Annotated in this window: 24 protein-coding genes and 1 pseudogene; 14 read left to right on the top strand and 11 right to left on the bottom strand. The window is 70.8% G+C overall.

The genetic code is table 11. The features are described from left to right. On the bottom strand, positions 1-1,578 hold the full coding sequence (locus ISP_RS37230) for an acyl-CoA synthetase (RefSeq protein ID WP_013228959.1): 1,578 nt from the start codon (positions 1,576-1,578) through the stop codon (positions 1-3). Between the two features lie 132 nt (positions 1,579-1,710). Here ISP_RS37230 and ISP_RS37225 point away from each other — a divergent pair, with 132 nt between their 5' ends. Next, the gene (locus ISP_RS37225; RefSeq protein ID WP_013228958.1) at positions 1,711-2,022 is read left to right on the top strand and encodes a hypothetical protein; all 312 of its coding nucleotides are present in this window, start codon (positions 1,711-1,713) and stop codon (positions 2,020-2,022) included. A 5-nt stretch (positions 2,023-2,027) separates the two neighbouring features. Continuing rightward, positions 2,028-5,054: a class I adenylate-forming enzyme family protein gene (locus ISP_RS37220; protein ID WP_013228957.1), complete on the top strand. Its 3,027-nt coding sequence runs from the start codon at positions 2,028-2,030 to the stop codon at positions 5,052-5,054. On the opposite strand, the gene ISP_RS37215 is transcribed toward ISP_RS37220, so the two are convergent. From ISP_RS37215 to ISP_RS37205, 3 genes are read right to left on the bottom strand one after another with little or no spacing between them, the layout of a single operon-like run. After that, a complete protein-coding gene (locus ISP_RS37215) occupies positions 4,975-5,679 on the bottom strand; it encodes a TetR/AcrR family transcriptional regulator (RefSeq protein WP_080582943.1) in 705 nt (234 codons plus the stop codon). The two genes, ISP_RS37220 and ISP_RS37215, sit on opposite strands and share 80 nt — an antisense overlap. Continuing rightward, positions 5,679-6,440 (bottom strand): SDR family NAD(P)-dependent oxidoreductase, encoded by a 762-nt coding sequence (locus ISP_RS37210; protein WP_013228956.1) that lies wholly within the window; start codon positions 6,438-6,440, stop codon positions 5,679-5,681. The genes ISP_RS37215 and ISP_RS37210 overlap by 1 nt, the downstream gene beginning before the upstream one ends. 9 nt (positions 6,441-6,449) lie before the next feature. Then, positions 6,450-7,598 carry an acyl-CoA dehydrogenase family protein gene (locus ISP_RS37205; RefSeq protein ID WP_013228955.1) on the bottom strand — a complete coding sequence of 383 codons (1,149 nt, stop codon included), beginning with the start codon at positions 7,596-7,598 and terminating at the stop codon, positions 6,450-6,452. Between the two features lie 70 nt (positions 7,599-7,668). Here ISP_RS37205 and ISP_RS37200 point away from each other — a divergent pair. The 4 genes and pseudogenes from ISP_RS37200 to ISP_RS37185 form a co-directional block, all read left to right on the top strand. Next, positions 7,669-8,298: pseudogene (locus tag ISP_RS37200) on the top strand (crotonase/enoyl-CoA hydratase family protein); the annotation flags it as partial. A 66-nt stretch (positions 8,299-8,364) separates the two neighbouring features. Continuing rightward, the gene (locus ISP_RS37195) at positions 8,365-9,480 is read left to right on the top strand and encodes a CaiB/BaiF CoA transferase family protein (protein ID WP_013228953.1); all 1,116 of its coding nucleotides are present in this window, start codon (positions 8,365-8,367) and stop codon (positions 9,478-9,480) included. After that, positions 9,477-10,622, top strand: a complete 1,146-nt coding sequence (locus ISP_RS37190) for a thiolase family protein (RefSeq protein ID WP_013228952.1) — start codon at positions 9,477-9,479, stop codon at positions 10,620-10,622. The genes ISP_RS37195 and ISP_RS37190 overlap by 4 nt, the downstream gene beginning before the upstream one ends. A 133-nt stretch (positions 10,623-10,755) precedes the next feature. Next, entirely contained in the window at positions 10,756-11,181 is a 426-nt protein-coding gene (locus ISP_RS37185) for a pyridoxamine 5'-phosphate oxidase family protein (RefSeq protein WP_013228951.1), read from the top strand. A gap of 208 nt (positions 11,182-11,389) precedes the next feature. Here ISP_RS37185 and ISP_RS37180 read toward each other — a convergent pair whose 3' ends face one another. The 6 genes from ISP_RS37180 to ISP_RS37155 all read right to left on the bottom strand — a co-directional run bounded on the left by ISP_RS37180 (position 11,390) and on the right by ISP_RS37155 (position 16,697). Continuing rightward, complete coding sequence (locus tag ISP_RS37180) at positions 11,390-12,247, bottom strand: mycofactocin-coupled SDR family oxidoreductase (RefSeq protein WP_013228950.1); 858 nt, start codon at positions 12,245-12,247, stop codon at positions 11,390-11,392. A gap of 26 nt (positions 12,248-12,273) precedes the next feature. Continuing rightward, positions 12,274-12,792 (bottom strand): flavin reductase family protein, encoded by a 519-nt coding sequence (locus ISP_RS37175; protein WP_013228949.1) that lies wholly within the window; start codon positions 12,790-12,792, stop codon positions 12,274-12,276. A gap of 13 nt (positions 12,793-12,805) precedes the next feature. Next, positions 12,806-13,987 carry an acyl-CoA dehydrogenase family protein gene (locus tag ISP_RS37170; RefSeq protein ID WP_013228948.1) on the bottom strand — a complete coding sequence of 394 codons (1,182 nt, stop codon included), beginning with the start codon at positions 13,985-13,987 and terminating at the stop codon, positions 12,806-12,808. Then, positions 13,977-14,861, bottom strand: a complete 885-nt coding sequence (locus ISP_RS37165; RefSeq protein ID WP_013228947.1) for an alpha/beta fold hydrolase — start codon at positions 14,859-14,861, stop codon at positions 13,977-13,979. Before ISP_RS37165 ends, ISP_RS37170 begins: the two co-directional genes overlap by 11 nt. Further along, positions 14,858-15,853 carry a VOC family protein gene (locus ISP_RS37160; RefSeq protein ID WP_013228946.1) on the bottom strand — a complete coding sequence of 332 codons (996 nt, stop codon included), beginning with the start codon at positions 15,851-15,853 and terminating at the stop codon, positions 14,858-14,860. The genes ISP_RS37165 and ISP_RS37160 overlap by 4 nt, the downstream gene beginning before the upstream one ends. A gap of 85 nt (positions 15,854-15,938) precedes the next feature. After that, positions 15,939-16,697: an IclR family transcriptional regulator gene (locus ISP_RS37155; protein ID WP_013228945.1), complete on the bottom strand. Its 759-nt coding sequence runs from the start codon at positions 16,695-16,697 to the stop codon at positions 15,939-15,941. 216 nt (positions 16,698-16,913) lie between these two features. Between ISP_RS37155 and ISP_RS37150 the strand changes: the two genes are divergently transcribed. Both ISP_RS37150 and ISP_RS37145 read left to right on the top strand, forming a co-directional pair. Then, positions 16,914-18,518: an FAD-binding protein gene (locus ISP_RS37150; RefSeq protein WP_013228944.1), complete on the top strand. Its 1,605-nt coding sequence runs from the start codon at positions 16,914-16,916 to the stop codon at positions 18,516-18,518. A 32-nt stretch (positions 18,519-18,550) separates the two neighbouring features. After that, the gene (locus ISP_RS37145; RefSeq protein ID WP_014467575.1) at positions 18,551-19,285 is read left to right on the top strand and encodes a hypothetical protein; all 735 of its coding nucleotides are present in this window, start codon (positions 18,551-18,553) and stop codon (positions 19,283-19,285) included. A gap of 42 nt (positions 19,286-19,327) precedes the next feature. Here ISP_RS37145 and ISP_RS37140 read toward each other — a convergent pair whose 3' ends face one another. Further along, positions 19,328-20,968, bottom strand: coding sequence for a thiolase C-terminal domain-containing protein (locus tag ISP_RS37140; protein ID WP_013228942.1), 1,641 nt, complete (start codon positions 20,966-20,968; stop codon positions 19,328-19,330). Positions 20,969-21,156: 188 nt separating this feature from the next. On the opposite strand from ISP_RS37140, the gene ISP_RS37135 reads away from it, so the two are divergent. Genes ISP_RS37135 through ISP_RS37110 form a run of 6 tightly spaced genes read left to right on the top strand, consistent with a single transcriptional unit; the run spans position 21,157 to position 25,577 of the window. Further along, positions 21,157-22,305 carry an amidohydrolase family protein gene (locus ISP_RS37135; RefSeq protein WP_013228941.1) on the top strand — a complete coding sequence of 383 codons (1,149 nt, stop codon included), beginning with the start codon at positions 21,157-21,159 and terminating at the stop codon, positions 22,303-22,305. Then, a complete protein-coding gene (locus ISP_RS37130; RefSeq protein ID WP_013228940.1) occupies positions 22,302-22,502 on the top strand; it encodes a hypothetical protein in 201 nt (66 codons plus the stop codon). Before ISP_RS37135 ends, ISP_RS37130 begins: the two co-directional genes overlap by 4 nt. Then, positions 22,499-23,317 carry a mycofactocin-coupled SDR family oxidoreductase gene (locus ISP_RS37125; RefSeq protein ID WP_013228939.1) on the top strand — a complete coding sequence of 273 codons (819 nt, stop codon included), beginning with the start codon at positions 22,499-22,501 and terminating at the stop codon, positions 23,315-23,317. The genes ISP_RS37130 and ISP_RS37125 overlap by 4 nt, the downstream gene beginning before the upstream one ends. Positions 23,318-23,335: 18 nt before the next feature. Further along, entirely contained in the window at positions 23,336-24,148 is an 813-nt protein-coding gene (locus tag ISP_RS37120; RefSeq protein WP_013228938.1) for an NAD(P)-dependent oxidoreductase, read from the top strand. After that, positions 24,145-24,333, top strand: coding sequence for a ferredoxin (locus ISP_RS37115; RefSeq protein ID WP_013228937.1), 189 nt, complete (start codon positions 24,145-24,147; stop codon positions 24,331-24,333). The genes ISP_RS37120 and ISP_RS37115 overlap by 4 nt, the downstream gene beginning before the upstream one ends. Positions 24,334-24,356: 23 nt before the next feature. After that, positions 24,357-25,577 (top strand): CaiB/BaiF CoA transferase family protein, encoded by a 1,221-nt coding sequence (locus ISP_RS37110; protein WP_013228936.1) that lies wholly within the window; start codon positions 24,357-24,359, stop codon positions 25,575-25,577. Positions 25,578-25,583: the final 6 nt, after the last annotated feature.

Raw genomic sequence — 25,583 nt, 5'->3', positions numbered from 1 at the left:
TCAGCGCGTGCGCGGCGTTTCCCGGGAGCCGGCCTGCTGTGCTTCCGGACCGGGCCCCGTGCCCGCGTACTGCGCACGCAACCGCCGGCGCAGCAGCTTGCCCGTGGGCAACCGCGGCAGTTCGGTCACGAACTCGACCGCGCGAGGGCACTTGAAGCGGGCGAGCGACGTGCGGCAGTGCGCAATGAGCGCTTCGGCCAGCTCCGGGTCCGCGACCTCACCCGGTGCCGGCTGCACGACGGCGAGGACCGCCTGGCCCAGTTCCGCGTCGGGCACGCCGATCACCGCGACGTCGGCGACGGCCGGGTGCAGGACCAGGGCGCTCTCGATCTCCGCCGGGTAGATGTTGACGCCGCCGGAGACGACCAGGTCCGTCCGGCGGTCGGCGAGGTGGAGGTAGCCGTCGCCGTCGAGGTGGCCCAGGTCGCCCAGGGTGGCCCAGCCCCGTTCGTCGATCGCCTTCGCCGTCTGCTCCGGATCCCGGTGGTACTCGAAGGTGCCGCCGCCGGAGAAGTAGACGGTGCCGATCTCGCCGGTGGGCAGTTCCCGGCCGTCCTCGCCCACGATGTGCACGACGCCGCGCGCGGCCCGGCCGACGGAACCGGGGTGTGCCAGCCAGTCCGCCGAGTCGATGATCGTCATGCCGACCGCCTCGGACCCGGAGTAGAACTCGATCAGCTTCGGTCCGAGCCAGTCGATCATCCGCCGCTTGACCTCTACCGGGCACGGCGCGGCGGCGTGGACCACGACCTCGAGACTGGACAGGTCGAACGCGTGCCGCTGCTCCTCCGGCAGCTTGAGCAGGCGCACGAAGTGGGTCGGGACGAACTGCGCGTGCGTCACGCGGAAGCGCTCGATGGCGCGCAGGCACGCCAGCGGGTCGAACCGCTCCATCAGCACCACGGTGCCGCCGTTGCGCTGGGTGCCCATCGACCAGCCGGCCGGCGCCGCGTGGTGGAGTGGGGCGGGGCAGAGGTACACCGAGTCCGGACCGAATCCGAACGCGGCGGCCATCCGGTGGTCGATCGGCCGGCCGGTGCCGAACGGCGGGAACCCGTGGCCGGGCTTGATGCCTTTCGGCCGGCCGGTCGTGCCGGCCGAGTAGAAGAAGTAGCTGCCTTCGACCTCCTCCGGCACCGGTTCGACCGGGATGCCGTCGAGCGCCCGCGCGTAGTCGGTCAGGCCGTCGCGGGCACCGCCGACGGTGAACGCCGACTCGACTTCGGGGCAGTGTCGGACGACTGTGGCGGCCAGCTCGGCCGTTTCGGCGGCGGCGAACAGCGCCCGGGCGCCGCAATCCGCGACGACGTAGGACGCTTCCTCGGCGGTGAGGTGCCAGTTCACCGGTGTCCAGTACAGCCCACAGCGCTGGGCGCCCCATGCCGCTTCGAGGAATTCCGGCCGGTTGCCCATCAAGAGCGCGACGTGGTCGCGGACGCCGAGCCCACGTGCCCGGAGCAGCTGGGCGACCCGCCGGCTGCGCCGGTCCAGTTCGGCGTAGGTGACCGTCCGGCTGCCGTCGGCCAGGACGATCGCGGGCTTGTCCGGTGTCCGGTCCGCGATGCGGGTCAGATGCATCGCTCCTCCAATTCAGTACACTGAACCTCTTGCCGTAGCCGCACATGTGGCTCAATAATGCGGTGATTGAGCTTAATCGTATACTCTTCTCCGGTCCCCGGCCGGTACAACGAGATCCGCGGAGGACGCTGTATGAAGCCGCGTGTGGGGCAGACGCTCACCAGCACGGTCGACGCGACGACGGTGATCGTGGTCCGCTGCCCGGACGACGAGCTGGACATCACCTGCGGTGGCGCGGCCATGGTCGACCCGCGCGGGCCGGAGGCGGGGACCAGCGGCACGGCCGACCCGGCCCAGCAAGGTGGCGCGCTGCTCGGCAAGCGTTATGCCGCTGACGAATTCGGCCTGGAGCTGCTCTGCACGAAGGCGGGGCCGGGCACGCTCGCGGTGAACGGCGTCCCACTGCCGATCAAGGGCGCCAAGCCCCTGCCGGCTTCGGACTGACCCCGGTGAACATCGCGACGCTGCTGGACATGGCAGCCGACGGGTTCGGCGAGCGGATCGTGGCCGGCCGCGCGGAAGACGGTGTCACGGCCGCGAGATTGCGCGAGCTGTCCGCGGGCGCGGCGCGAAAGCTGGCCGGGGCGGGCGCGCTCGTCCACCTCGCGGTCAACGGTCCGGCTTTCCCGGTCGCGCTCTTCGCCGCGGCCCGCGCCGGGGTACCCCTGGTCCCGCTGAACTACCGGCTGGGCCGCGAACAGCTCGACGCGGTGCTGGCCGAGCACCCCCGCGCGCTGGGCATCGCCGATCCGGCGTACGCCGGGGCGCTGGGCCGCGCCGGGCTGCCGGTGTGGAGCCCGGCCGAGTGGCTCGCCGCGGCCGAAAGCGAAGCAGGCGAAGGGGATGAGCCCGAGCCGCAGCCGGAAGCCCCCGCGGTGGTGATCTACACGAGCGGGACGACCTCCGCCCCGAAAGGGGTGATCCTGCACCACCACAACCTGGTCTCGTACGTGCTCGGCACCGTCGAATTCGCCGGCGCCGGGTCCGACGAGGCCGCGTTGATGAGCGTGCCGCCGTACCACATCGCCGCCGTGTCGAACGTGCTGACGAACCTGTACGCGGGGCGGCGCGTGCTCACCCTCGAGCAGTTCACCCCCGGTGGCTGGCTCGATCTGGTGCGGGCGCAGCGCGTCACGAACGCGATGGTCGTGCCCACGATGCTGGCCCGCCTCATGGACACCGAAGGCCTGGACCGGTCGGTGCCGTCGTTGCGGGCGCTGGCCTACGGCGGCGCCAAAATGCCGGTCCGGGTGATCGAGACCGCGCTGCGCGCTTGGCCGCACGTGGACTTCGTCAACGCGTACGGACTGACCGAAACCTCGTCCACCATCTCGGTTCTCGGCCCGGAGGACCACCGGATGGCCGTCGCGAGCGCCGACCCGGTGGTGCGGGCGCGACTGGGTTCGGCCGGCCGGCCGCTGCCGTCGATCGACCTCGAAGTCCGCAACGAGACTGGCGCGATCGTCGCGCCGGGGGAGCCCGGCCAGATCTGGGTGCGCGGCGAGCAGGTCTCGGGCGAGTACGCCGGACACGGTTCCCCGCTCGACGAGCGGGGGTTCTTCCCCACCCGCGACCAGGGCCGCCTCGACGCCGACGGCTACCTCCACGTCGAGGGCCGGCTCGACGACACCATCATCCGCGGCGCGGAGAACATCGCCCCCGCGGAGATCGAGGACGTCCTGCTGCGGCACCCCGATGTCCTCGACGCCGTCGTCGTCGGGGTCCCGGACGAGGAGTGGGGCCAGCGGATCGAGGCCGTCGTCGTACCGCGTGCCGGTGCGGACGTCGACCTCGAAGCGCTGCGTGCGACGATCCGCGCCACCCTGCGCGGGTCGAAGACGCCGGACCGGATCGTCTGCTGGCCCGAACTGCCCCGGACCGCGACCGGCAAGCTCGTGCGCCGTGACATCGTGGCCGGACTGGCCGGCCCGAAGGGCACGCCGACCCCCGGCGACCGGCCGCTCCCGGCCCGCCTGCGCCGGGTGCTCGCCGCCGACCCCGGGGCGACCGCGCTGACCTTCGAGGACCGCAGCTACCCGTGGGCATTCCTGCGGCACGCCGTCGACGACCTCGACCGGCTGCTCGCCGAAGCCGGCGCCCCGGACGCGCACCGGATCGGGATCGTCCTGCGGAACCGCCCGGGGCACCTGGCCGCTCTGGTCGCGGTGATCGCCACCGGGCGCCAGGTGGTGACGCTCAGCCCGTTCCACGGTGACGTGGCGCTGGCCGAGGACATCACGACGCTGGCGCCGCAGGTGGTGGTGGCCGGCGCGGAAGACTGGGCTCGGCCGGGGGTGGCCGCCGCGGCGGCCGGGGTGTCGGCAATGCCCCTCGCCACGGGCGAAGAGGACCGGCCGCTGCGGTCCCACCCCGCGGACTGGACGGTCGCGCCCGGCGCGGCCGAGCGCGGCGACGTCGCGGTGCTCATGCAGACCAGCGGGACGACCGGGCGGCCGAAGCGGGTGGAGCTGACCTACCGCAAGCTCACCGCCGCGTTCGAGGCGTCGGGCACGCCGGTCGCCTCGCCCGAGGTGCGGCTGCGCACGCACCCGTCGATCCTCTGGACGTCGCTCGTGCACATCGGTGGGCTGTACTTCGCAATCGCCAACGTGGCGGCCGGATTGCCGACGGCGCTGCTGGAGCGGTTCGACGTCCGCAAATGGGCCGCCCTCGTGCGCCGGACCCGGCCGCGGCGCGTCCGGCTGGCGCCGACCGCACTGCGCATGGTGTTGCAGTCGGACCTGCCTGCCGACACGTTCGACGGGGTCGAGCAGGTGTCGTCCGGCACGGCTCCGCTGCCTCCCGACGACGCCGACCGGTTCACCGCGCGCTTCGGCGTCCCGGTGCTGTCGGTCTACGGCGCGACGGAGTTCGCGGGGGCGATCGCGGGCTGGGACCTCGCGCTGTACCGGGAATGGTGGGGGGCGAAGCGCGGCAGCGTCGGACGGGCGTTCCGCGGCATCGCGCTGCGCATCGTGGACCGGGAGACCGGCGAGCCGGTGCCGGCCGGCACCGCCGGCGTGCTCGAGGCGAAGGGCGCGCAACTGCCGGACGACGGCTGGGTCCGCACCACCGACCTCGCGAGCCTCGACGACGACGGATTCCTCTTCGTCCACGGGCGCGCCGACGACGCGATCAACCGGGGCGGCTTCAAGATCGTCCCGAGCGTGATCGAGGAGGCGTTGCGGGCGCATCCGGCGGTGCGCGACGCGTCCGCGGTCGGCATCCCCGACGAACGGCTCGGCGAAGTGCCGGTCGCGGCGGTGACGATGCGGGACGGGGCGCGCGTTCCGGTCGCCGAACTCCTGCGGTGGCTGGCCGAGCGGCTCGCCCGCTACCACCTGCCCACCGAGGTCCGGGTCGTCGACGAGCTGCCCCGCACCCCGTCGATGAAGGTCAGCCGGCCGGACGTGCAGGCGCTGTTCCGGGCCGCTCCGGCCGGAAACCGGCCTGGTCGGCCGGCTCCGGGGCGGTGACCGGTGCCGACCACAGGCCGGTGAGGGCGTCGATCAGCCCGGCCGCGACGTCCGGCCAGTCCCGGCGGGGAGGGGGCGAACCCTCGGCGAGAGCGCGTTCGTGGTCGGCGACCACGTGCACCAGCAGCTGGCGGGTCATGTCGCCGCGTTCGGCGCGCACGCCGGCCGGCATGGGAGGCGAGCACCGGTGCACCCCGGCCACGATGCGCACCAGCGCCGGGGACGACAGCGACTCTTCGACCATGATCGGGCGAAGTGCCGGGTCCGTCATCATCTGCGCGCCGAACCGGCCGTACCACGTCGAGCTGCCCGCCGCCGCGAGGTGCTCGACGACCGGGGTCACGAGGCAGCTGATCCAGTCTCGCAGAGTTGCGTCGCCGCCGATTCCCGCCAGTCTGCGGCGGCGCAGTTCGTCGATCGCGGCGGAGTGCCGGCTGGCGATCGCACGGACCAGCTCGGCCTTGGTGCCGAAGTGGTATCCGACCGCGGCATTGTTGCCCTGCCCGGCGGCTTCGCAGATCTGCCGGTTGGACACCGCGTGCACGCCGCGCTCGGCGAACATCCGTTCCGCCGTGCTCAGAAGCCGTTCCCGGGTCGCCCGCGCGAGCCGTGTTTCGCCGGGCATCAGCGCGGGGCCATCCGGATGGCCCCGTCGAGCCGGACGGTCTGGCCGTTCAGATAAGGGTTTTCGAGCATCTCGACAGCGAGGCGGGCGAAGTCGTCCGGGTCGCCGAGCCGCTTCGGGTGGGGTACCGAGGCCGCCAGGCCTTCGCGGATGTCGGTGCGCAAGCGGCCCAGCATCGGCGTGTCCATGATCCCCGGGGCGATGGTGTTCACCCGGATCTGCCGGCTCGCCAGGTCCCGGGCCGCGACGAGGGTAAGACCGTGCACACCGGCTTTGGAGGCGCTGTAAGAAGTCTGCCCGATCTGGCCGTCGAACGCGGCGACGGACGCGGTCAGCACGATGGCTCCGCGGTCGCCGTCGTCGAGGGTGTCGTTCTCCGCGATGCGGGCGGCGGCCAGGCGCAGGATGTTGTAGGTGCCGATCAAGTTGATTCGCACGACCTCGGCGAACGTCGTGAGGTCGCCGGGGCGGCCGTCCTTGCCGAGGATCCGGGTGCGGTCGCCGCCGCGGCCGGCGCAGTGCACGGCGAACCGGAGCGGGCTCGCGGCGTCGAGGGCGGCTTTTACCGCCGTCTCGTCGGTGACGTCCGCCCGCACGAACCGGGCGGCGTCGCCGAGGTCGGCGACCGCCTTGGCCCCCAGTTCTTCGGAGAGGTCGGCGATGACCACCCGGCCGCCGCGGCCGACGATCTGGCGCGCGGTGGCCAGGCCGAGCCCGGACGCGCCGCCGGTGACCAGTGCCGAGGAACCCTCGATGTGCATGCCAACCCCTTACAGGCCCAAGGATTTGCTGATGATGGTCTTCATGACTTCGCTGGTGCCGCCGTAGATGCGGCTCACCCGGGCGTCGGCGTACAGCCGGGCGATCGGGTATTCGAGGATGTAGCCGTAGCCGCCGTGCAGCTGGAGGCAGCGGTCGACCACCCGGCCCTGCACCTCGGTGCAGAACAGCTTGGCCTTGGCCGCGTCCACGGCGCTCAGCTCGCCGGCGACGTGGGCCGTGACCGCGGCGTCGAGCATCGCTTGCGCGGCCTCGAGTTCAGCCGCCATCGCCGCGAGCTCGAACTTCGTGTTCTGGAAGTGCGCGACCGGCTGCCCGAAGACCTTCCGGTTCCGGACGTAGGCGATGGTCAGGTCGATGGCGGCCCGGGACTGGGCGACCGCGCCGACCGTGATGGCCAGCCGCTCCTGTGCGAGGTTCCGGCCGAGGTAGGAGAACGCCGCGCCTTCCTCGCCGAGCCGGTCGGCGACCGGGACACGGACGTCGGCGAAGGACAGTTCGACGGTGTCCTGGACGGTCAGCCCGAGCTTGTCCAGCTTGCGTCCCACGGTGAACCCGGGCAGGTCCTTCGCCACCACGAGCAGCGTCAGGCCGTGGCGCCGGTCGCCCGGATCGGTCGAGGTGCGGGCGACGACGATCACGAGGTCGGCGTGGTACCCGCCGGTGATGAACGTCTTGGCGCCGTTGAGCACGTAATGGTCGCCGTCGCGAACCGCCGTCGTCGCGATGCCCGCGAGGTCCGAGCCCGTCCCCGGTTCGCTCATCGCGATCGCGGTGTACAGCTCTCCGGAAGCCAGTCCGGGGAACCAGCGTTCGCGCTGCCCGGCGTCCGCCAGCCCCAGGAAGTACGGGACGACGACGTCCAGGTGGGTGCGCAGTCCGCCCAGCGTCACGACCGCGCGGGCACACTCCTCCTGGATGACCACGTTGTACCGGTAGTCGTCCTGGCCACCGCCGCCGTACTCCTCGGGGACGGCCGTGCCGAGGATGCCGAGCTTGCCCAGCGCGGTGAACAGTTCGCGGGGGACGAGACCGGCCTGGCGCCAGTCCTCGTACACCGGGACGACCTCACGGGCGAGGAATTCGCGGACCAGGAGGCGGAAGTCTTCGTGATCTTGCGTGAACAGCGTGCGACGCATCAATTCAGTATACGCATTAGCTCCAGTGGGCAGTATGCTGAATCGATCGGAACCCCGCGAGGGAGGGCATGTGCCGGACGAAGTCCTCGTCGAACGCCACGGCGCCGTCCAGGTCGTCACGATCAACCGTCCCTCGGTAAGGAACGCGCTGAACGCCGGGGTCGCCGAGGCGGTGGCCGCCGCGGTCGACGAGCTCGACGCGTCGGACGACCTGCGCGCCGGCGTCCTCACGGGTGGCGGTGGGACGTTCTCCGCGGGGATGGACCTGAAGGCCTTCCTGCGCGGCGAAAGCCCCTCCATCGAAGGTCGCGGCCTGTGCGGGATCACCATGACCCCGCCGCGGAAGCCGCTGATCGGCGCCGTCGAGGGGTGGGCGCTCGCCGGGGGGTTCGAACTCCTGCTCGCCTGCGATCTCGTCGTCGCGGCGCGGACGGCCAGGATGGGGGTGCCCGAGGTCAAGCGGGCCCTGGTGGCCAGGGCGGGGGCGGCCATGCTGCTGCCGCGGCGTGTTCCGTCCGCGATCGCGCTGGAGCTGCTGCTGACCGGCGAGCCGATCGGTGCCGAGCGGGCCGCGGAGATCGGTCTGGTCAACCGGCTCACCGAAGAGGGTGGGGCACTGGAAGGCGCGCTCGAGCTCGCCGAGGTGATCGCCGGGAACGACCCGCTCGCGGTCGTGGCGACCAAGCGGATTGCCCGCGCCGGTTGATCCGATAATAAAGAGGATACTCTATAGTTGCGAGGTTCCCTTGAGTTCAGGAGATCGATGATGGCTGCGGGACCGCTGGCGGGGTGCCGGGTGGTCGAGCTCGGCGGCATCGGCCCGGGCCCGTTCGCCGGAATGCTCCTCGCCGACCTCGGCGCCGAGGTCGTCCGCGTGGATCGGCCCGCGGCGACCGGAGAGGCGGGCCGGGGCGGTCCGGCGGATGTGCTCAACCGGGGCAAGCGATCGGTGGTGCTCGACCTGAAACAGCCGGACGGTGTCGCCGCGCTGCTCGGGCTGGCCGGCCGCGCCGACGTCCTGCTCGAAGGATTCCGGCCCGGTGTCGCAGAACGCCTGGGTATCGGGCCCGGCGAGTGCCTGGCGCGCAATCCCCGGCTGGTCTACGGCCGGATGACCGGCTGGGGCCAGGACGGACCCCTCGCCGCCACGGCCGGGCACGACCTCACCTACATCGCGCTCACCGGGGCGCTGGGCGCGGTGGGTGCCGCGGGCGGCCCGCCGCAGATCCCGCTCAACCTCGTCGGCGACTTCGGGGGCGGCGGCTGCTACCTCGTCATCGGCGTGCTCGCGGCGTTGCGCGCCGCGGAACTGAGCGGCCGCGGGCAAGTCGTCGACGCGGCGATCGTCGACGGAACCGCGCACCTGCTCGCCAGCACGTTCGCCAAGCTCGCCCGCGGCGCCTGGACCGACGAGCGCGGGGTGAACCAGCTGGACGGTGGCTGGCCGTTCTACGCCGTCTACGAAACCAAGGACGGCCGGCATGTGGCGGTCGGCGCGCTGGAACCGAAGTTCTACCGGCGGCTCGTCGAGCTCCTGGAGCTCGACGTGGACCCGGACAGGCAGCACGACCGGTCCCGGTGGCCAGAACTGCGGCGGCTGCTGGAGAAGCGGTTCGCCGAGCGTACGCGGGACGAATGGGCGACGCTGTTCGAGGGAACGGACGGCTGCGTTGCGCCGGTCCTGAGCCTCGCTGAGGCGGCCGGTCACCCGCACCTGGCCGCCCGCGGGAGCGTGGTGGTCCGGGACGGCGTGCTCCAGCCGGCTGCGGCGCCGCGGTTTTCGCAGACGCCGTCGGCTCCCGGCGCCGCCGCGCCGGCGGTGGGTGCCGACACCCGTGCCGTGCTGACCGACTGGGGCATCGACGAAAGGATCATTCCATGAGGGACGCCGTCATCGTCGACGCCGTGCGCACGCCGATCGGCAAGCGCAACGGCTCGCTGGCCGGGATTCACGCGGCCGACCTGTCGGCCCGGGTGCTCACCGCGCTGGTGGAGCGCACCGGGGTCGATCCCGCCACGGTGGACGACGTGGTCTGGGGGTGCGTGACCCAGATCGGTGACCAGTCGAGCAACATCGGCCGGTTCGCCGTGCTCGCGGCCGGGTGGCCGGAGCACGTGCCCGGGGTGACGATCAACCGGGCGTGCGGGTCGAGCCAGCAGGCGGTGGACTCCGCGGCGCACGCGGTCATGGCGGGGCAGTACGACCTCGTGGTCGCCGGCGGGGTGGAGACGATGAGCCGGGTCCCGCTCGGCTCGCACCGGACCACCGGCATGCCCTACGGGCCCGGTGTGCTGGCGCGGTACGACGGGTTCGAATTCAACCAGGGCATCGGCGCCGAGCTGATCGCCGAACGGTGGGGCTTCGACCGGCGGCAGCTCGACGACTTCGCCGCCGGTTCGCACGCCAAGGCCGCGGCGGCGATCGACGACGGCGTGTTCGACGACCACGTCGTGCCGGTCGAGGTCGACGGCACGAAGCTCACCGTGGACGAAGGGCTGCGGCGCGGAACGTCGGCGAAGACTTTGGCCGGTCTCAAGCCTTCGTTCAAGCCGGACGGCGTGATCCACGCCGGGAACGCCTCCCAGATCTCCGACGGCGCGGCCGCGCTCCTCATCACGACCACGGACCGCGCCCGCGAGCTGGGCCTGACGCCGATCGCGCGCTACCACGCCGGAGCGGTCAGCGGCGCGGACCCGATCACCATGCTCACCGGCCCGATCCCGGCGACGGAGAAGGTACTCCGCCGCAGCGGACTGTCCATTGAGGACATCGGCGTGTTCGAGGTCAACGAAGCGTTCGCGCCGGTCCCGTTGGCCTGGCTGGCCGAGACGGGCGCCGACTCCGAGCGGCTCAACCCGCTGGGCGGGGCGATCGCGGTCGGCCACCCCCTGGGCGGCTCGGGCGCGATCCTGATGACCCGCCTGCTCGCGCAGATGCGGCGCCGCGACCTGCGGTACGGGCTGCAGACCATGTGCGAAGGCGGCGGCACCGCGAACGCCACCATCGTCGAACTGCTGCGCTGAAGGCAAAATGGTCAGGTCGTCTCCTTGGGATGATCATGGTGTGCCGGCGGGTCGTGGTCGTGCTCGTCGAACAGGACCTAGGTCGCCGGATCCGGTCGAATTCCGCCGACGGTCCAACGTCTGGAGGCAAGAAGTGACAGACCCGATGACGCGTGCTCAGTTCGTCGCGTTCGTAAGGGCGGCAGGGCAGGGCGTCGTCGCCACGGTCGACGTCAGGGGGAACCCGGAGGCCGCGCTGGTGGGCCTCGCTGTCACCGATGAGGCCGAGGTGATCTTCGATTCGTTGACCGAAACACGAAAGGTGCGCAACATCCGCGCTCACCCTCGCATTGCGCTGGTGGTCGGATGGGACAGCGGAGTGTCCGTACAGGTCGAGGGAGCTGCAGACGTCGTGTCGGGCGCCGAGCGTGACAGATACGGGGAGATCTACCTTTCGCAGTTCCCGGGAGCACGAGCACTCGCTGATGAGTTCTCGATCGTCAGGGTTGTCCCGCACTGGTTGCGCTACTACGATGCTCGGCCGGGATCGGCGCTGGTGGTGGAAAGTGAGTGCTGGTGAACGAACTCGCGTCGAGACACTCCGGTCGAGTTCAAGGTCAAGGTGTGAACCTGCCCGAGCCGGAGGCGTAGGTCGGAAACGTCCGGCCTCCCTCCGCTTGCACCTGTAGCGCAAGGTTGGCTTTGGGTGCGTTGGGCGCACCCAAAGCCACGTCGGGTGTTTCCCTGCCGACTCGCGAGCGAGACCACCGGCCTCGTCGTGGTGCCGGTCAGAACTGCGGCTGCTGCATCCGCCGGTTGACGATCGCGCCGGCGTCGACGCGCAGCTGGACCCCCGTGATGTAACGGGATTCGTCGGACACCAGGAACAGCACCGCATCGGCGATGTCCCGCGGTTCGACGTACGGCAAGCCCATCGCGGTCATGACGTGGAACGCGGGCAGGGCGTCCTCGCGGGTCGGGTTGTCCAGGTCCGGGCGGAACTCCCGGTACATCGGGTCGCTGTTCAGCATGGGGGTGTTGGTGTTCGTCGGATGCACGGCGTTCGCCCGGATCCGGCGCGGGGCGAGCACGATCGCCAGGTCGTTCACGAACGCTGCCACCGAGCGCTTGGCGAACGAGTAGCCGAGCTTCCCTGAGTCCGGCGTGCCGTTGTGGGTGGACGGCATCAGCGCGGCCGTCGAGCCGGTCGCGACGACCGAGCTCCCGTCGGGCAGGTACGGCAGCGCCGCTTCGACCGCGTTCACGACCCCGTTGAAGTCGACGGTGACCGCGTCGAGGAACGCCTGCGGTTCGGGCCGGCCGATCGGCGCGATCCCGGCCTGGGCGACCACGGCGTCGAGCCGGCCCAGCTCCGCCACCCCGGCCGCGACCGCGGCCTGGAGGGCGGCCGGATCGCGGACGTCCGCCGTCAGCGTTACGATCCGCCGGTCCAGCTTATCCACCTGGCGCGCGGTTTCCTCAAGGTCGTCCTGGCTCGCCATCGGGTAGCGGACGCTGTCGATCTGCGCGCAGATGTCGACCGCGATGATGTCCGCGCCTTCCTCGGCGAGCCGCAGCGCGTGGGCGCGCCCCTGCCCCCGGGCGGCTCCGGTGATGAAGACGACCTTGTCCTGTACCCGTCCCATCCGGGTCTCCTCTCAGGTGACTGTGCCTACCAGCCGACGAGCCGGTCCAGCACGAGCGATGTGGTGGAGAAGTAGTCGCCGTACCCGCCCCGGAAGAACAGCAGCGGCGTCTTCGGCGACTCGACGCGCAGGTCGCGGACCCGGCCCACCGCGAGGAAGTGGTCGCCGAGCTCCACCACTTTCTCGAGCTCGCAGTCGACCCACGCGACGATCCCGTCGAGCACGGGATTGCCCAGCGGGGACGATGTCCAGACCACGCCGTCGAACTTGCCGGGCCCGCTCACCGCCAGCCGACGGCAGAGGTGTTCCTGGTCGGCCGCCAGCACGTTGGCGCAGTAGCGGCCGGCGGCCCGGATCTTCGCGAAGGTCTTCGAAGCGCGACCGGCCAGGAACGACACCAGCGGCGGGTCGAGCGAGACCGAGGTGAACGTGCCGACGACCATCCCCGCCGGCTGCCGGTCCGGCCCCACCGCGGTCACGGCGACCACGCCCGTCGGCAGGTTTCCCAGCACGTCGCGGAAGTGCCGTCCGTCCAGAGGGCTCATCCGGTGTTCCCCTTCAGATCAGGATGCGCATCTGCGGCGGCAGCTCGAGCCCCATCTGGGCCAGGGCGTTCGCGTGGTAGGCCACGCCGGGCACGTGGATCATGTGCTGGAGCCCGACGTGCGCGTCCCGCCAGTACCGCTGCAGCGGGTTGTTGCGCCGGATCACGTTCCCGCCGGACCGGGCGAAGATCTCGTCCAGGGCCGAGACGGCGCGCCACGCGCAGCGGACTTGGTTGCGCCGGACGTTCGACCGGTCCTCGATGGTCACCGGCTGCCCGGCGTCGAGCTTGTCGTAAAGCCGGCTGATGCCGTCGATCAGCTGGATCCGGGCGGCCTCGATCTCGGCCGACGCCTCCCCAGTCGCATAGAGCACGTATGGATCGTCGCGGACCTGGACGCCGGTGACAGCGACCCGGTCGCGTTGCTGGCCGATGTGGGCGGCCAAGGCGCCCTCGCAGATGCCGATGACGGCCGCCGTGATCCCGAGCGGGAACATCGCAGCGAAAGGCAGCTTGTACAGCGTGTCGGTGACGCCGTGGCGCGCCGCGGCCTGCCCTTCCTGGACGTCTCCCTGGTTGATCGTGCGGTGCTCGGGGACGAACGCGTCTTTGACGACGACGTCCTTGCTGCCGGTGCCCGAAAGGCCGATCACGTCCCAGGTGCCGTCGATGATCTCGTAGTCGGACCGCGGGAGGATCACGTGCAGTACGGCCGGCGGTGTCGCGGGCTTTCCCTTGCCGTCGCCGACCAGCGCGCCGAGGAAGTCCCACTCGCAGTGGTCGGCGCCCGAGGAGAACGGCCAGCGTCCATTGAGGACGTACCCGCCGTCGACCGGTTCGGCGATCCCGTTCGGCATGTAGGGCGACGCGATCCAGGTGTCCGGGTTCTCACCCCAGACCTCCTGCGCGATCCGCGGGTCCAGTTGCGCGGCCTCCCACGGGTGGACGCCGACGACGCCGCAGACCCAGCCCGCCGCGCCGTCGTGCCGGGCGACGGCCATCACCGCTTCGGCGAAGTCGCGGGGATGCGCGGCGTGGCCGCCGAACTTCGTGGGCTGCAGCAACCGCACCACGCCGGCCGAGCGGAGCAGGGCGACGGTTTCGTCGCTCAGCTTGCCCAAGCTCTCGTTCTCGTCGGCCAGCGCCGCCAGCTTGGGCCCGATTTCCTCGATGCGGTCGACCACTTCATGAGCCATGACGCGTACCTCCGGTTTCCTCGGTGAGATCGGACGCCTTGCGAGTGAGGAACTCGATCACGACCCGCTCGAAGTCGGACTTGCGCTCGATCTGGATCCAGTGCCCGCAGCGCGAGAACGTGTGCAGCTCGACGTCGGGCAGCCACCGGTTCGCGAAATGGGCCTGGTCATAGGGGAGCATCCGATCGTCCCGGCCCCAGAGCAGCAGGGTCGGTGTGGTGACGCTCGCCGCTTTGGTCCACAGTGGCGTGTACTGCGCCTGACGGCGGGGGTCGAACATGGACGCGAAGATCGCCTTCGTCTTCTCGAGCACGCCCTCTGCCGTGGCGTTGCTCATGCGTTCGTCGACGAGGGCATCGGTGATCCGCCGCGGATCGAAGACCATCGTCTTGACCCACCCGATCATCCGCTCCCGGGTGGGCTCTTCGAGGAACTCGAAGAGCCGCTTGAAGCCCTCGCTCGGCTCCGCCTGGAAGATCCCGACGGACAGCCCGCCGGACCCCATCAGGGCCATCCGCCGCACGCGGTCCGGCGCCAGCACGGCGAGTTCCGCGGCGACCGCGCCGCCCATGGAGTTGCCGACGAACACCGCCGACTCGATGCCCAGCTCGTCCATCAGCCGGGCGATCCACTTGGCCGCGGCCCGGGGATAGACCTCGTCGAGCTCGGGCAGGTCCGTCCCGCCGAAACCCGGCAGGTCGGGCATGATCGTCCGGAACCGCTCGGCGAACACCGGCAGGTTGTCCCGGAAGTTCGACCAGGCGCTGACACCTGGCCCCGAACCGTGGAGCATGAGCAGCGGCTCGCCCTCGCCCGCCTCGTGGTAGGCGAACGTGAGCCCGTCGACGTTCCTCGTCACCGGCGTCGAGGTCATGGCACCAGACCCGCCGACGGCGTCGTGGACAGGAACGAGCCGCCCGGGCCGACGTCGAGGACGTCGCCGTACCACGTCTGCCCCAGCTGCAGCTCGGGCAGCTTCCACTCGAGCGCGTCCCAGTCGGGGTCGTAGATGTGGTAGCCACCGGAGTAGAGCTCGATCCGGTGTCCGGAGCCGGGGTCGTGGATGTAGAGGTACATCGCCTGGCCGATGCCGTGCTTGCCCGGGCCGGCGCCGTAGGCGATGTCGAGGTCGCGGATCTGGTCCGCCGCGGTGAGGATGTCGTGGAAGTTCTCGACGTTGAACGCCACGTGGTGGAACTGGCCGGGCCGGTCCTCGGCAGCTACGCCGATGGCGATGTCGTGCACCTGCGACGTCACCGACAGCCAGGACGCCATGATGACGTCCGGCGCCTGCGGGATCCGCGCGAACTCGCGGCGCTTGAACCCCAGTTCCTCGCGCAACCACCCTTCGGCCTGGTTGACCGTGGCGGCGCTGGTCTGCAGGTTGATATGGTCGAGCCGGCGCACGCCGAGCCCGCGGCGGCGCGAGCTGTTGCTGAGGTTCTTCGAGCGAAGGGACTCCTCGGCGATCGGCCGCTCGATGTCGTAGTAGAACTCGAAGGGGTGCTCACTGCCCGGCACGAGGAAGCGGAGCGCCTCACCCCGGCCGCGCTCACGACCGGTGGCGTCGACCGTTCGCAGTCCCTGGTTTTCGAACTGCTTGTGGAACAGTTCGACGTCCTGCTTGCGCTTGACGCGGAAGCCGTAGGAGTTCACCACGGCCTCCTCCTGCTGGGTCAGGACGAGGGAGTGGTGGACGTGTTCCTGGTACCCGCGCAGGTAGGCGACACCGTCGACCTGTTCGACGACCTCCATGCCGAGCAGGTCGCGGAAGAACCAGAGCGACTTCTCGAGATCCGGGGTGCCGAGGCCGATGCTGCCGGCGTACGCGATCTGCGGTCCCGGGTCGTAGTCCGGCTGAGTCATGTGGTGCTTCCTTTCCTGGCTTTCGGGCATCGTCGCTGTTCGGGTGGGCGACCGGACGCGGCGCGTCCGCTGAGCGGGACGGTGATCACGCGGGCAGGGGGTGGGCCGTCGCGGTGAGGCGCCGCGAGATCTCCGCGGCGGTCCACATGACGCGGTACTTGAGCTCGTCGACGCGGATGCGTTCCTGCGGACCGCACACCGAGATCGCCGCGACGGCGGAGTCGAACTCGAGGATCGGCGCGGCGACGCACGCTACTCCGGGTGAAGCCTCGCCGCTCTCGGTCGAATAGCCGCAGTTGCGGATCCGGACCATCGCGGCCTCGAGTGCGTCGGCCGAGCCGATGCTCGTGCGCGTCCGCGGGCACAGGCCCCCTTCGAGGTACCGGTCGACGACGGCCCGGGGGGAGTAGGCGAGGAGAACCTTGCCCACCCCGGTGCAGTGCGCGGGAAGGCGCCCGCCCACCCGCGACGGCAGGGTGCTGGCGAACGCCCCGCCGATCTTCTCCAGGTAGACGACATCCCGCTCGTCCAGCAGCGCGAGGTGAACGACCTGACCGGTGGTCGCGCACAGCTCCTGCATGAAGGGCCGGGCGACGTCGCTGATCCGCGTGCGGCGCACGACCAGGCTGCCGATCTCGAACATGCGGAGCCCGAGGGTGTACTCGTTGTCGCTGCGCTGGAGCCAGCGGGCGCTGACCAACTGCTGCAGGATCCGGTGCACGGAGGTGCGGGGCAGGCCGCTGCGCGAGCTGATCTGTCCCAGGGTCAGCCGCCCGCCGGACCGCTCGAAGACCCCCAGGATCAGGACCACCCGGTCGACCATGCTCGACGGACCATCGGACATGTGCGACCTCCTCGTGCGCCGACTCCATTATGAGCGGAGTTCACTAAGAAGAGTATCCCTAACTGAGGATTGACACTGTCGCGATGGCAGCGCACCATCCCGGTACGCCGTGGGTTGACGCCGCTCCGTGCGGCGCGACACCGAGATGAGGTTACTCAGTACGGTCTGATCGCCATGGCGAGTCGCGTGCTCCGGTGCACGGATCTGGAGGTAGGGATGACCACCAACGAGGAGACCTACGACATCGTCGTCGTCGGTTCCGGGGGAGGAGGTCTGGTCGGGGCCTACGTGGCCGCGTCACGCGGCCTGCGCACCCTCGTCATCGAAAAGACCGGCCTGGCCGGCGGCACGACCGCCTATTCCGGTGCCGGGCTGTGGTTCCCCGGCTCGGCCCCGATCGCGCGGGCCGGTGTCGAGGACGATGTGGAGAACGCCCGGGCGTATCTGCGGGACGTCGTCGGCGACAGCTCGCGGGAACGGCTCCAGGACGCCTACCTCGAGGCGGGTGTCCGGCTGATCGACGAACTCGAGCGGAACCCGTGGTTCCAATCGTTCGTGCACGGCCCCGTGCCGGACTACTTCGCCTCCGCACCGGGTGCTTCGGTGGCCGGGCGGACGATCTTCCCGCCGGAGATCCCCGCCGCCGGGCTCGGCGACCACGCCCGGCTCGTCCGCGGTCCCCTTTCCGCCGAGCGCTGGGGCGTCGACCAGGGCCCGGTGCTCAACGGCGGCCGCGCGTTGATCGGCCGGGCGCTGGCGGCGTTCCTGGAAACCGGCAAGGGAACGCTGCGCGTCGACACCGCCCTGGACAGCCTCGTGGTCGAGGACGGCCGGGTCGTCGGGGTGGACGCGGTGAGCGACGGCGCGCCGGTCCGGTTCCGCGCCACCCGCGGGATCCTCCTCGCGGCCGGCGGTTTCGAGCGCAACGCCGAGCTGCGCGCGAAGTACCAGCCGATTCCGCTGACCGGTGAGTGGTCCAACGGCGCCCCGGGCAACACCGGCGACGCGCTCTTGGCGGGCATCGCCGCCGGCGCGGACACCGACCTGCTCGACGAATCCTGGTACGTCCCCGGCCTGGTGCAGCCGGACGGCCTCCCGGTCTTCCAGAGCGGCCTGCGCGGCGGGATCTGGGTGAACGCCGCGGGGGAACGGTTCATGAACGAGGCTCGTCCGTACGACCAGGCCGGCCACGAGATCGCCCGCCTGCACGCGGAGACCGGCGTCTCGCACATCCCCGCCCACTGGGTCTTCGACCAGCGGCAGCTCGACCGGGACAGCTTCGGCGGCCCGCCGGACCAGCCGGTCCGCCCGGAGTGGTTCTCCTCCGGGGCGTTGCGGAAGGCCGACACCCTCGAGGAGCTGGCCGAGCTGATCGACGTCCCGTTCGGGACGCTGAACCGGACGGTCGAGAAGTTCAACGGCTACGCGCGGACCGGCGTCGACAAGCAGTTCCACCGCGGCGAGACACCGTGGGACCGGATGTTCCACCACGTGATCCCGTTCCCGTTCCTGCCCGAGCTGAACTACCTGGCGAAGCCTTCGCCGGAGTGGCCCAACCCGATCCTGCTGCCGCTGGACACCCCGCCGTTCTACGTCGCGACCATCGTTCTGTCCGACATCGGCACCAAGGGCGGCCTGAAGACCGACGAGAACGCGCGAGTGCTGCGGCCGGACGGCCAGGCGATCGAAGGCCTCTACGCGGCGGGCAACACGGCGGCCGCGATGTCCGGCCACGTGTACCCGGGCGCGGGGACGCCGATCGGCTCGAGTCTCGCCTTCGCCTACCGGGCGGTGCTCGACATCGCCGGCTCCGCGACCTGACCCCCGCACCACACCCGATCAAAGGAGATCCCGTGGACGAAAAAGTGAAGTTCAAGCTTTACCGGATGTCGGTCTGGTGCGGTGTGCTGGTCCTGATCGCCGCCACCCTCGCCTTCTCCGTGGTGGGGCACCTGACCCCGCCGCCGTCCCCGACGGCCGGTGCGGACGAGATCGCGAAGTTCCTGGCCGAGAACCGGTCGGGCATCCTCTGGGCCACCGTGATCATGGGCCTGTTCGTGCCGTTCTTCTACGCCTTCGCCGTCATCACGAGCCTGCAGATACGCCGGATCGAGGGTGGCTGGGGCCTGCTGTCGATGGTGCAGCTGACGACCGCCGTAGTCGCGCCGACCGGCTGGGTCTACCCGCTGGCGGTGCTCGCCACCGCGGCGTACCGGCCAGGCCGGGACCCGCAGCTGGTGCTGCTGCTGAGCGACCAGTTCTGGCTGACCTACGTGGGCATCGCCGTCATCTTCGTCTTCAACCTCGCGTCGATCGGCGTCGCGGCGCTCGTCGACCGCCGGTCCGAACCGGTCTTCCCGCGCTGGTTCGGCTACCTGAACTTCGTCCTGGGGCTGCTCTTGCTCCCGGGCGTGTTCGTTTACGTGGCCACGGACGGCCCGTTCGCGTGGAACGGCCTGTTCACGAACATCATCCCGTCCATCGCCTTCATCATCTGGAAGATCGCGATGATCTACGTGCTGCTCCGGGCGGTCAAGCAGGAGGAGCGGGAAACCCTGGGCGCCCCGATCGTCCCCGCGACAGCCTGACCTCGGAGCCGGGCTTCCGCCGACCGCGGGATCCCGGCTCCGCTATGCCGTGCGCAGCAGCAGCACGCCGGACGGCACCCCGCCGCCCGAGGTGACGACCGCCGTCCGCGCGCCTTCGACCTGACGTCCGTGGGCTTCGCCGCGCAGTTGCAGCATGGCTTCGCGGACGAAGCCGTAGCCGTGGAGGCGGCCGGCCGAGAGCTGCCCGCCGTGCGGGTTGAGGGGGAGTTCGCCGTCGAGCGCAATCGTCTTGCCGCCGGCGAGGAAGGCGGTCGCCTCGCCGGGGCCGCAGAAGCCGAGACCCTCCAGCCAGGACACGACGTTGAACGTGAACCCGTCGTAGAGCAGGGCGACGTCGACGTCGGCCGGGGTCAGGTCCGTCCGGGTCCACACGTGCGCGGACGGGCCTTGGGACTGGGGCAGGTGGGTGAGGGTGTCCTGGTCCCAGCTGAGCCGTTCGAGAATCGCCGTCCCCGCGGCCTCGACGAAAACGGGTGCCTTGGGACGGTCGGCGGCGGTCTCGATCGCCGAGACGACGACGGCCACCGCCCCGTCGCAGGGCACGTCGCAGTCGTACAGCCCGAACGGCGTGGTGATCAGGCGGGCACCGAAGTAGTCGTCGATCGCCAGCGGGTCCCGGTAGAGCGCTTCCGGGTTCCGCGCGGCGCCGGCCCGCGTGGTGACGGCGATGGCGCCGAGTGCTTCGCGGCCGACGCCGTAACGGTGCATGTAGTGCGAGGCGTGACAGCCGATCCACTGCGCGGCCGACACGGCGCCGAACGGGGCCCGCCACTCCAGCATCCCGGTGGCGCGCCCGCCATTCGCCTGCCACTCACCGGACCGGACCAGGGCGGCGTGGGAGGACTCCCAGACCGTGCGGAAGCACAGGACGTGCCGGCACAGCCCGGCGGCGACCGCGAGCATGGCGGCGGTGATCGAGCCGATCTGCCCCGGCACCTCGCTCCCGCCGTTGACCCAGGTGGGCCGCAGCTGCAGCGCCTCGGACAGTGCGGTGATCCCGCCTTCGCTCATGCCCGTCGGGCTCACCGCGGGGTAGGTGGAGAGGCCGTCGATCTCGTCGAGGTCGAGGCCCGCGTCCGCCACCGCGGCCAGGCACGCGTCGACGGTCAGCGAGATCGGGTCGACCATGAGCCGGCGGCCCACACGCGACTGGCCGACGCCGGTCAGCGCGACCCGGTCCTCGTACTTCCGGGGAGAAGCCATGGGACGCAGCGCGGCGCGGACGTCACGGGGCTCGGGCAGCGGACCCGGTCCGTCGGCTTCGGGGTCCGGTTCGAACAGCGGCAGGTACACGTCTTCCTGCTGCTCGAAGCGCACCCGGACGCGCATCCCGACGTACACCTCGTCCGGCTCGCAGCCGACGATGTTCGTCGTCAGGCGCGCGCGGTCGTCCTCGGCGAGCGCGACCACAGCCACGACGTAGGGCGGCGGGAACGCGGGCAGCCACGTCTGGTGGTCGACGCTGAAGCCGACGACCACCGCCTTCCCGGAGGTGGGCGCGAGCGCCACCGCGCGCCCGCGGCAGCCGGGGCACACCGGCATCGGCGGGTGGAAGTACCGCCCGCAGTCGTCGCAGCAGGCGATCCGGAGCACACCGTCGGCGCCCGATCGCCAGAACCCGGCGCTCGCGAGCGTCGGCTGTGGGAGGGGGCGCGTCGTCATGGGGAGTCCATTCGGAGAGATAATCAGGGCACTTAATACTAGGCATGGCGCGATAGTCGTGGGAAGGTGGTCCCGCGTGGGCAGGGAAAGTGCCGGAGTTGCCCTGAGGCAACACGGGATCAGGTGTACACAATGATCGTCCGGAGGTAGTCTCGGAAGACCCGGGCGGATGGCGAGGGAGCGCGACGATGCCGTTGCAGTCATGGATGAAGCTGCTGTCAACCGACGACCACCTGATCGAACCCCCGCGGTTGTGGTCGGACCGGCTCCCGGCGAAGCACCGCGAGGCCGGTCCGCGAATCGTGGAGCAGTCGCGGGGCGAAGGCGTCGCGCCCGCGGAGGTGTGGACCTACGAGGACCGGATCTACCCGTACATCGGGTTGAACGCCGTGGCGGGCAAGAAGCCCGAGGAGTTCGGCATGGAGCCGACGCGGTACGACGAGATGATCCCCGGCTGCTACGACCCCAAGGTCCGGCTGCGGGACATGGACCTGGACGGGGTGTGGGGCGCGTTGTCCTTCCCGTCGTTCCCCCGGTTCGCCGGCACGGTGTTCCTCGAAGGACAGGACCCGGAACTCGCGCTGCTCTGCGTGCGGGCGTGGAACGACTTCCAGCTCGACGAGTGGTGCGCGACGGCGCCGGACCGGCTGATCCCGCTGGTCATCCTACCGCTGTGGGACGTCGAAGCCTGTGTGGCCGAGATCCACCGGACCGCGGCCAAGGGCGCGAAGGCGATCTCGTTCCCGGAGAATCCGGTCCCGCTGGGGCTGCCGTCGTTCCACACCGACCACTGGGACCCCGTGTTCTCGGCGGCGGAGGAGACGGACATGCCGCTGTGCCTGCACTTCGGCACCTCGGGCAGCGCGCCGAAGACCGCCCCGGAAGCGCCGTTCGCCGTGACGATCGCCCTGTTCGGCTGCAATTCGATGTACGCGACCGCCGACCTGCTGTTCTCCCCGGTGTTCCACCGGCACCCCAAGCTCAAGGTGGGGCTGTCCGAGGGCGGGATCGGCTGGGTGCCGTACCTGCTGGAACGGATCGACGGCACCTGGGAACGGCACCGGTTCTACCAGAACGTCAACCAGGACGTGCGGCCGTCGGAGTTGTTCCACAAGCACATGCACGGCTGTTTCATCGACGACCGGTTCGGGGTGCGCAACCGGCACGACATCGGGGTCGACCACATCACCTGGGAATGCGACTACCCGCACTCCGACTCGTACTGGCCGAAGAGCCGTGCCTACGCGGCGGAGGTGCTCGCCGACGTCCCGGACGACGAGGTGCACCAGATCGTCGAACTGAACACCCGCCGCCTCTACAACTTCCCCGCCGCATGAGCCGCCGACCGGAGTCCGAGCGGTCCGATTGGACCGACCTGGACCTGCTGACCCGCGAGGAGGCGGCCGGCCGGCTCCAGGAGGAGATCGCGGACATCGAGCCACGCCTGGGTGACGCCGACCCCGGCGAACGGGAACTCCTGCAGACCCGGCTGCACGCCCTGCGCGAGGCCGTCGACGAATTGGCTGCCTCGTGACCGCCGGGCGGGTGGCGGGCAAGATCGCCCTCGTCACCGGTGCGGCCCGCGGGCAGGGCCGCTCGCACGCGGTGCGCCTGGCCGAGGAGGGCGCGGACGTCGTCGTCACCGACGTCTGTCACGACATCACCGACGTGCTGCCTTACTCGCTGGCTTCGAAGGAACAGCTCGAGGAGACCGTCGCGCTCGTGCGGGCGACGGGCCGCCGGTGTGTCGCCGTCCAGGCCGACGTCCGGTCGATCACCGACGTCCGCGCGGCCGTGGACGCGGCGACAGCCGAGTTCGGCCGGCTCGACGTCGTCGTGGCGAACGCCGGTGTGATGAGCTCCGGGCGGGCCTGGGAACTGTCCGAAGAGGAATGGGACGTCGTCATGGACGTCAACCTCAAGGGAGTCTGGAACACGGCGCGCGCGGCGCTCCCCGGGATGATCGAGGCCGGGGCAGGCGGATCGATCGTCATGATCAGCTCGGCCGCCGGGATCCGGGGCCACGTGCCGTACGCCCACTACGTGGCGAGCAAGCATGGTGTGGTGGGCCTGATGAAGGCGCTGTCCAACGAGCTGGCTCGGTACGAGATCCGCGTGAACACGGTGCACCCCACCGGAGTGAGCGACACCGGGATCACCGTCGGTGTGCCGATCGAGGAGCTGTCGGCCCGCGAGCCACTGTTCGGCCTGGGGGCGATGAATCCGCTCGCCCCCTTCGTCGAGCCTCGTGACGTGTCGAACGCCGTGCTGTTCCTCGCCTCGGACGAGGCGCGGTACGTCACGGGTCTGCAGTTCACGGTCGACGCCGGCGGAACGAACAAGCCGTAGCCGTTGCGGAGGAGTGCGGTGGGAACGATCGGGTTCGTCGGCGCCGGGAGCATCGGCGAGCCGATGGTGGAGCGGTTGCTGGCGGCCGGGCACCCCGTTCGCGTGTTCGCCCGGCGGACCGAAGTCCGGGACCGGCTCCGCGCCGCCGGGGCGGAGCTCGTCGACCGGGTGCGTTACCTCGCCGCGTGCGATGTCGTCGTGAGCTGCCTGTACGACGACGCCCAGGTGCTCGACGTCCTGCCCGAGGTCGTCCGGGAGATGGCGGCGAGCACGGTGCTGGTGTCACACACGACCGGCCGCCCGGAGACGCTGAGCAGGCTCGCGCCGATGGGAAAGGCAGCGATCGTGGACGCGGCGTTCAGCGGGACGGCGGAGGCGGTCCGCGCCGGCCGGCTCACGGTCTACCTCGGCGGGGAGCCCGGGCCCGTCGCGACGGCGCGCGAGATCGTCGGTGCGTATGCCGATCCTGTGATCACGACCGGCTCCCTGGGGTCGGCGCTGCGGGTGAAGCTGCTCAACAACCTGCTCTTCGCCGCGATCTCGCAAGTGACGTTGCGGGGACTGGAGGCGGGCCTGGTGATGGGGATCGACGAGAGCGTCCTGCTCGAAGCCCTCGCCGTCGGCAGCGGCGGGAGCAGCGCGGGGCGCTACATCGCTGCTCGCGGTGGGGCCGAACGCTACGTCGCCGCGGTCACGCCGTTCCTGCGCAAGGACCTGGCGGCCTGCCGGGAGACCGCGGCCGGGCTGGGCGCCGACCTGGCGAAGCTGCTGGCCGCGGCCTGCGACGGGCCGATGGACCTGGAGAACCTCGAGAACGGAGTGGTTCGGTGAAGATCACCATCGACACGGGTTTGTGCTCCGGGCACGCGCGGTGCGCGGCTACGGCACCGGAGGTGTTCGAACTCGACGACAACGGCTACGCACTGCCCTTCGACGGCGAAGTCCCGGCCGCCCTCGAAGAGAAGGCGCGCGAAGGTGCGTTCGCGTGCCCGGAACGGGCGATCACCGCTCAGTGAGGAGGCACGGAGTGCATCGGCCGATGGAAGGTGTGCGCGTCCTGGAGGTCGCGCAGTTCACGTTCGTCCCTGCGGCGGGTGCCGTGCTCGCGGACTGGGGCGCCGACGTCATCAAGATCGAGCACGCCGAGCGGGGTGACGGCCAACGCGGGTTGTCGCGGGTGCTCGGTGTGGCGACGGCGAGCGAGGGCTCGTCGTTCTTCCCGATCATGGAGGGCCCGAACCGCGGCAAGCGCAGTGTCGGGCTGGCCCTGGAGAAACCGTCCGCGCGGGCGGTGTTCGAGGAGCTGGTCCGCTCCAGTGACGTCTTCTTGACAAACTTCTTGCCCGGCGCGCGGGCGAAGCTGAAGATCGACGTCGAGGACGTCCGGGAAATCAACCCGGACATCATCTACGTGCGAGGGAGCGGCTTCGGTGCCCGGGGGCCGGAGAGCACCAAGGGCGGTTACGACAGCACCGCGTTCTGGGCGCGTGGCGGCAGCGCGGCCGGGCTGACCCTGCCCGAAGTCGAGCGGATGCCGAGGATGCCGGCCGGTGCCTACGGCGATTCGATGGGCGGGATGACGATCGCGGGTGGAATCGCCGCCGCCCTGTACTCGCGCCAGGTCACCGGCGAACCGTCCGTTGTGGACGTTTCCCTGCTCGGCGTGGGCGCGTGGGCGACCCAGTACTCGGTGAACCAGGCCCTGATGACGGGCGGCCCGCTGCCCCCGCGAGAGCAGCCGAAGTATGGCTCGGCCACCAACCCGCTGATCGGCGCGTACCGCACAGCTGACGGCCGGTGGCTCGAGTTCGCGATGCTGCAGCCGGGCCGGTACTGGCCGGAGTTCTGCCGGCTGGCCGGCCGAGAGGACCTCGCGGCCGATCCGCGCTTCGCCGACGTCTCGCAGATCATGGCCAATGCTTCCGCGGCCGCGGAGATCGTCGCGGAGATCATCGGGGCGCGGACGTTCGCAGAGTGGACCGAGATCCTGTCGCACGGCGAGGGCCAGTGGGCGGCGGTGCAGAACGCGTGGGAGGTGGCGCAGGACCCGTCGTTGCGCGCGAACGGGCTGATCGCCCGGGTCGTGGACGCGGAAGGGAAAGAGCGGGAGCTGGTGGCGAACCCGGTCCAGTTCGAGGAGACCGCGGCGACGCTCACCCGGGCGCCCCTGTTCGCCGAGCACACCGACGAGGTCCTGCGTGAACTGGGTTTGTCCGAAGAGGAACTGATCCAGCTGAAGATCGACGGCGCGGCAACGTGACATGAG

Origin of the sequence: Amycolatopsis mediterranei (assembly GCF_026017845.1) — a bacterium.
Lineage (GTDB): Bacteria > Actinomycetota > Actinomycetes > Mycobacteriales > Pseudonocardiaceae > Amycolatopsis > Amycolatopsis mediterranei.
The sequence above is the reverse complement of the archived record's forward strand: the minus strand, read 5'-3'. Positions and strand labels throughout refer to the sequence as shown.

What these genes read in the sequence shown, in the direction of transcription:
- ISP_RS37110 (WP_013228936.1), top strand. Translation starts at nt 24,357, where the DNA reads ATGGAAGGTGTGCGCGTCCTGGAGGTCGCGCAGTTCACGTTCGTCCCT.
- ISP_RS37165 (WP_013228947.1), bottom strand. Translation starts at nt 14,861, where the DNA reads ATGACCTCGACGCCGGTGACGAGGAACGTCGACGGGCTCACGTTCGCC.
- ISP_RS37230 (WP_013228959.1), bottom strand. Translation starts at nt 1,578, where the DNA reads ATGCATCTGACCCGCATCGCGGACCGGACACCGGACAAGCCCGCGATC.
- ISP_RS37210 (WP_013228956.1), bottom strand. Translation starts at nt 6,440, where the DNA reads ATGCACATCGAGGGTTCCTCGGCACTGGTCACCGGCGGCGCGTCCGGG.
- ISP_RS37195 (WP_013228953.1), top strand. Translation starts at nt 8,365, where the DNA reads ATGGCTGCGGGACCGCTGGCGGGGTGCCGGGTGGTCGAGCTCGGCGGC.
- ISP_RS37135 (WP_013228941.1), top strand. Translation starts at nt 21,157, where the DNA reads ATGCCGTTGCAGTCATGGATGAAGCTGCTGTCAACCGACGACCACCTG.
- ISP_RS37175 (WP_013228949.1), bottom strand. Translation starts at nt 12,792, where the DNA reads ATGAGCCCTCTGGACGGACGGCACTTCCGCGACGTGCTGGGAAACCTG.
- ISP_RS37225 (WP_013228958.1), top strand. Translation starts at nt 1,711, where the DNA reads ATGAAGCCGCGTGTGGGGCAGACGCTCACCAGCACGGTCGACGCGACG.
- ISP_RS37170 (WP_013228948.1), bottom strand. Translation starts at nt 13,987, where the DNA reads ATGGCTCATGAAGTGGTCGACCGCATCGAGGAAATCGGGCCCAAGCTG.
- ISP_RS37205 (WP_013228955.1), bottom strand. Translation starts at nt 7,598, where the DNA reads ATGCGTCGCACGCTGTTCACGCAAGATCACGAAGACTTCCGCCTCCTG.
- ISP_RS37150 (WP_013228944.1), top strand. Translation starts at nt 16,914, where the DNA reads ATGACCACCAACGAGGAGACCTACGACATCGTCGTCGTCGGTTCCGGG.
- ISP_RS37155 (WP_013228945.1), bottom strand. Translation starts at nt 16,697, where the DNA reads ATGTCCGATGGTCCGTCGAGCATGGTCGACCGGGTGGTCCTGATCCTG.
- ISP_RS37190 (WP_013228952.1), top strand. Translation starts at nt 9,477, where the DNA reads ATGAGGGACGCCGTCATCGTCGACGCCGTGCGCACGCCGATCGGCAAG.
- ISP_RS37215 (WP_080582943.1), bottom strand. Translation starts at nt 5,679, where the DNA reads ATGCCCGGCGAAACACGGCTCGCGCGGGCGACCCGGGAACGGCTTCTG.
- ISP_RS37140 (WP_013228942.1), bottom strand. Translation starts at nt 20,968, where the DNA reads ATGACGACGCGCCCCCTCCCACAGCCGACGCTCGCGAGCGCCGGGTTC.
- ISP_RS37130 (WP_013228940.1), top strand. Translation starts at nt 22,302, where the DNA reads ATGAGCCGCCGACCGGAGTCCGAGCGGTCCGATTGGACCGACCTGGAC.
- ISP_RS37160 (WP_013228946.1), bottom strand. Translation starts at nt 15,853, where the DNA reads ATGACTCAGCCGGACTACGACCCGGGACCGCAGATCGCGTACGCCGGC.
- ISP_RS37180 (WP_013228950.1), bottom strand. Translation starts at nt 12,247, where the DNA reads ATGGGACGGGTACAGGACAAGGTCGTCTTCATCACCGGAGCCGCCCGG.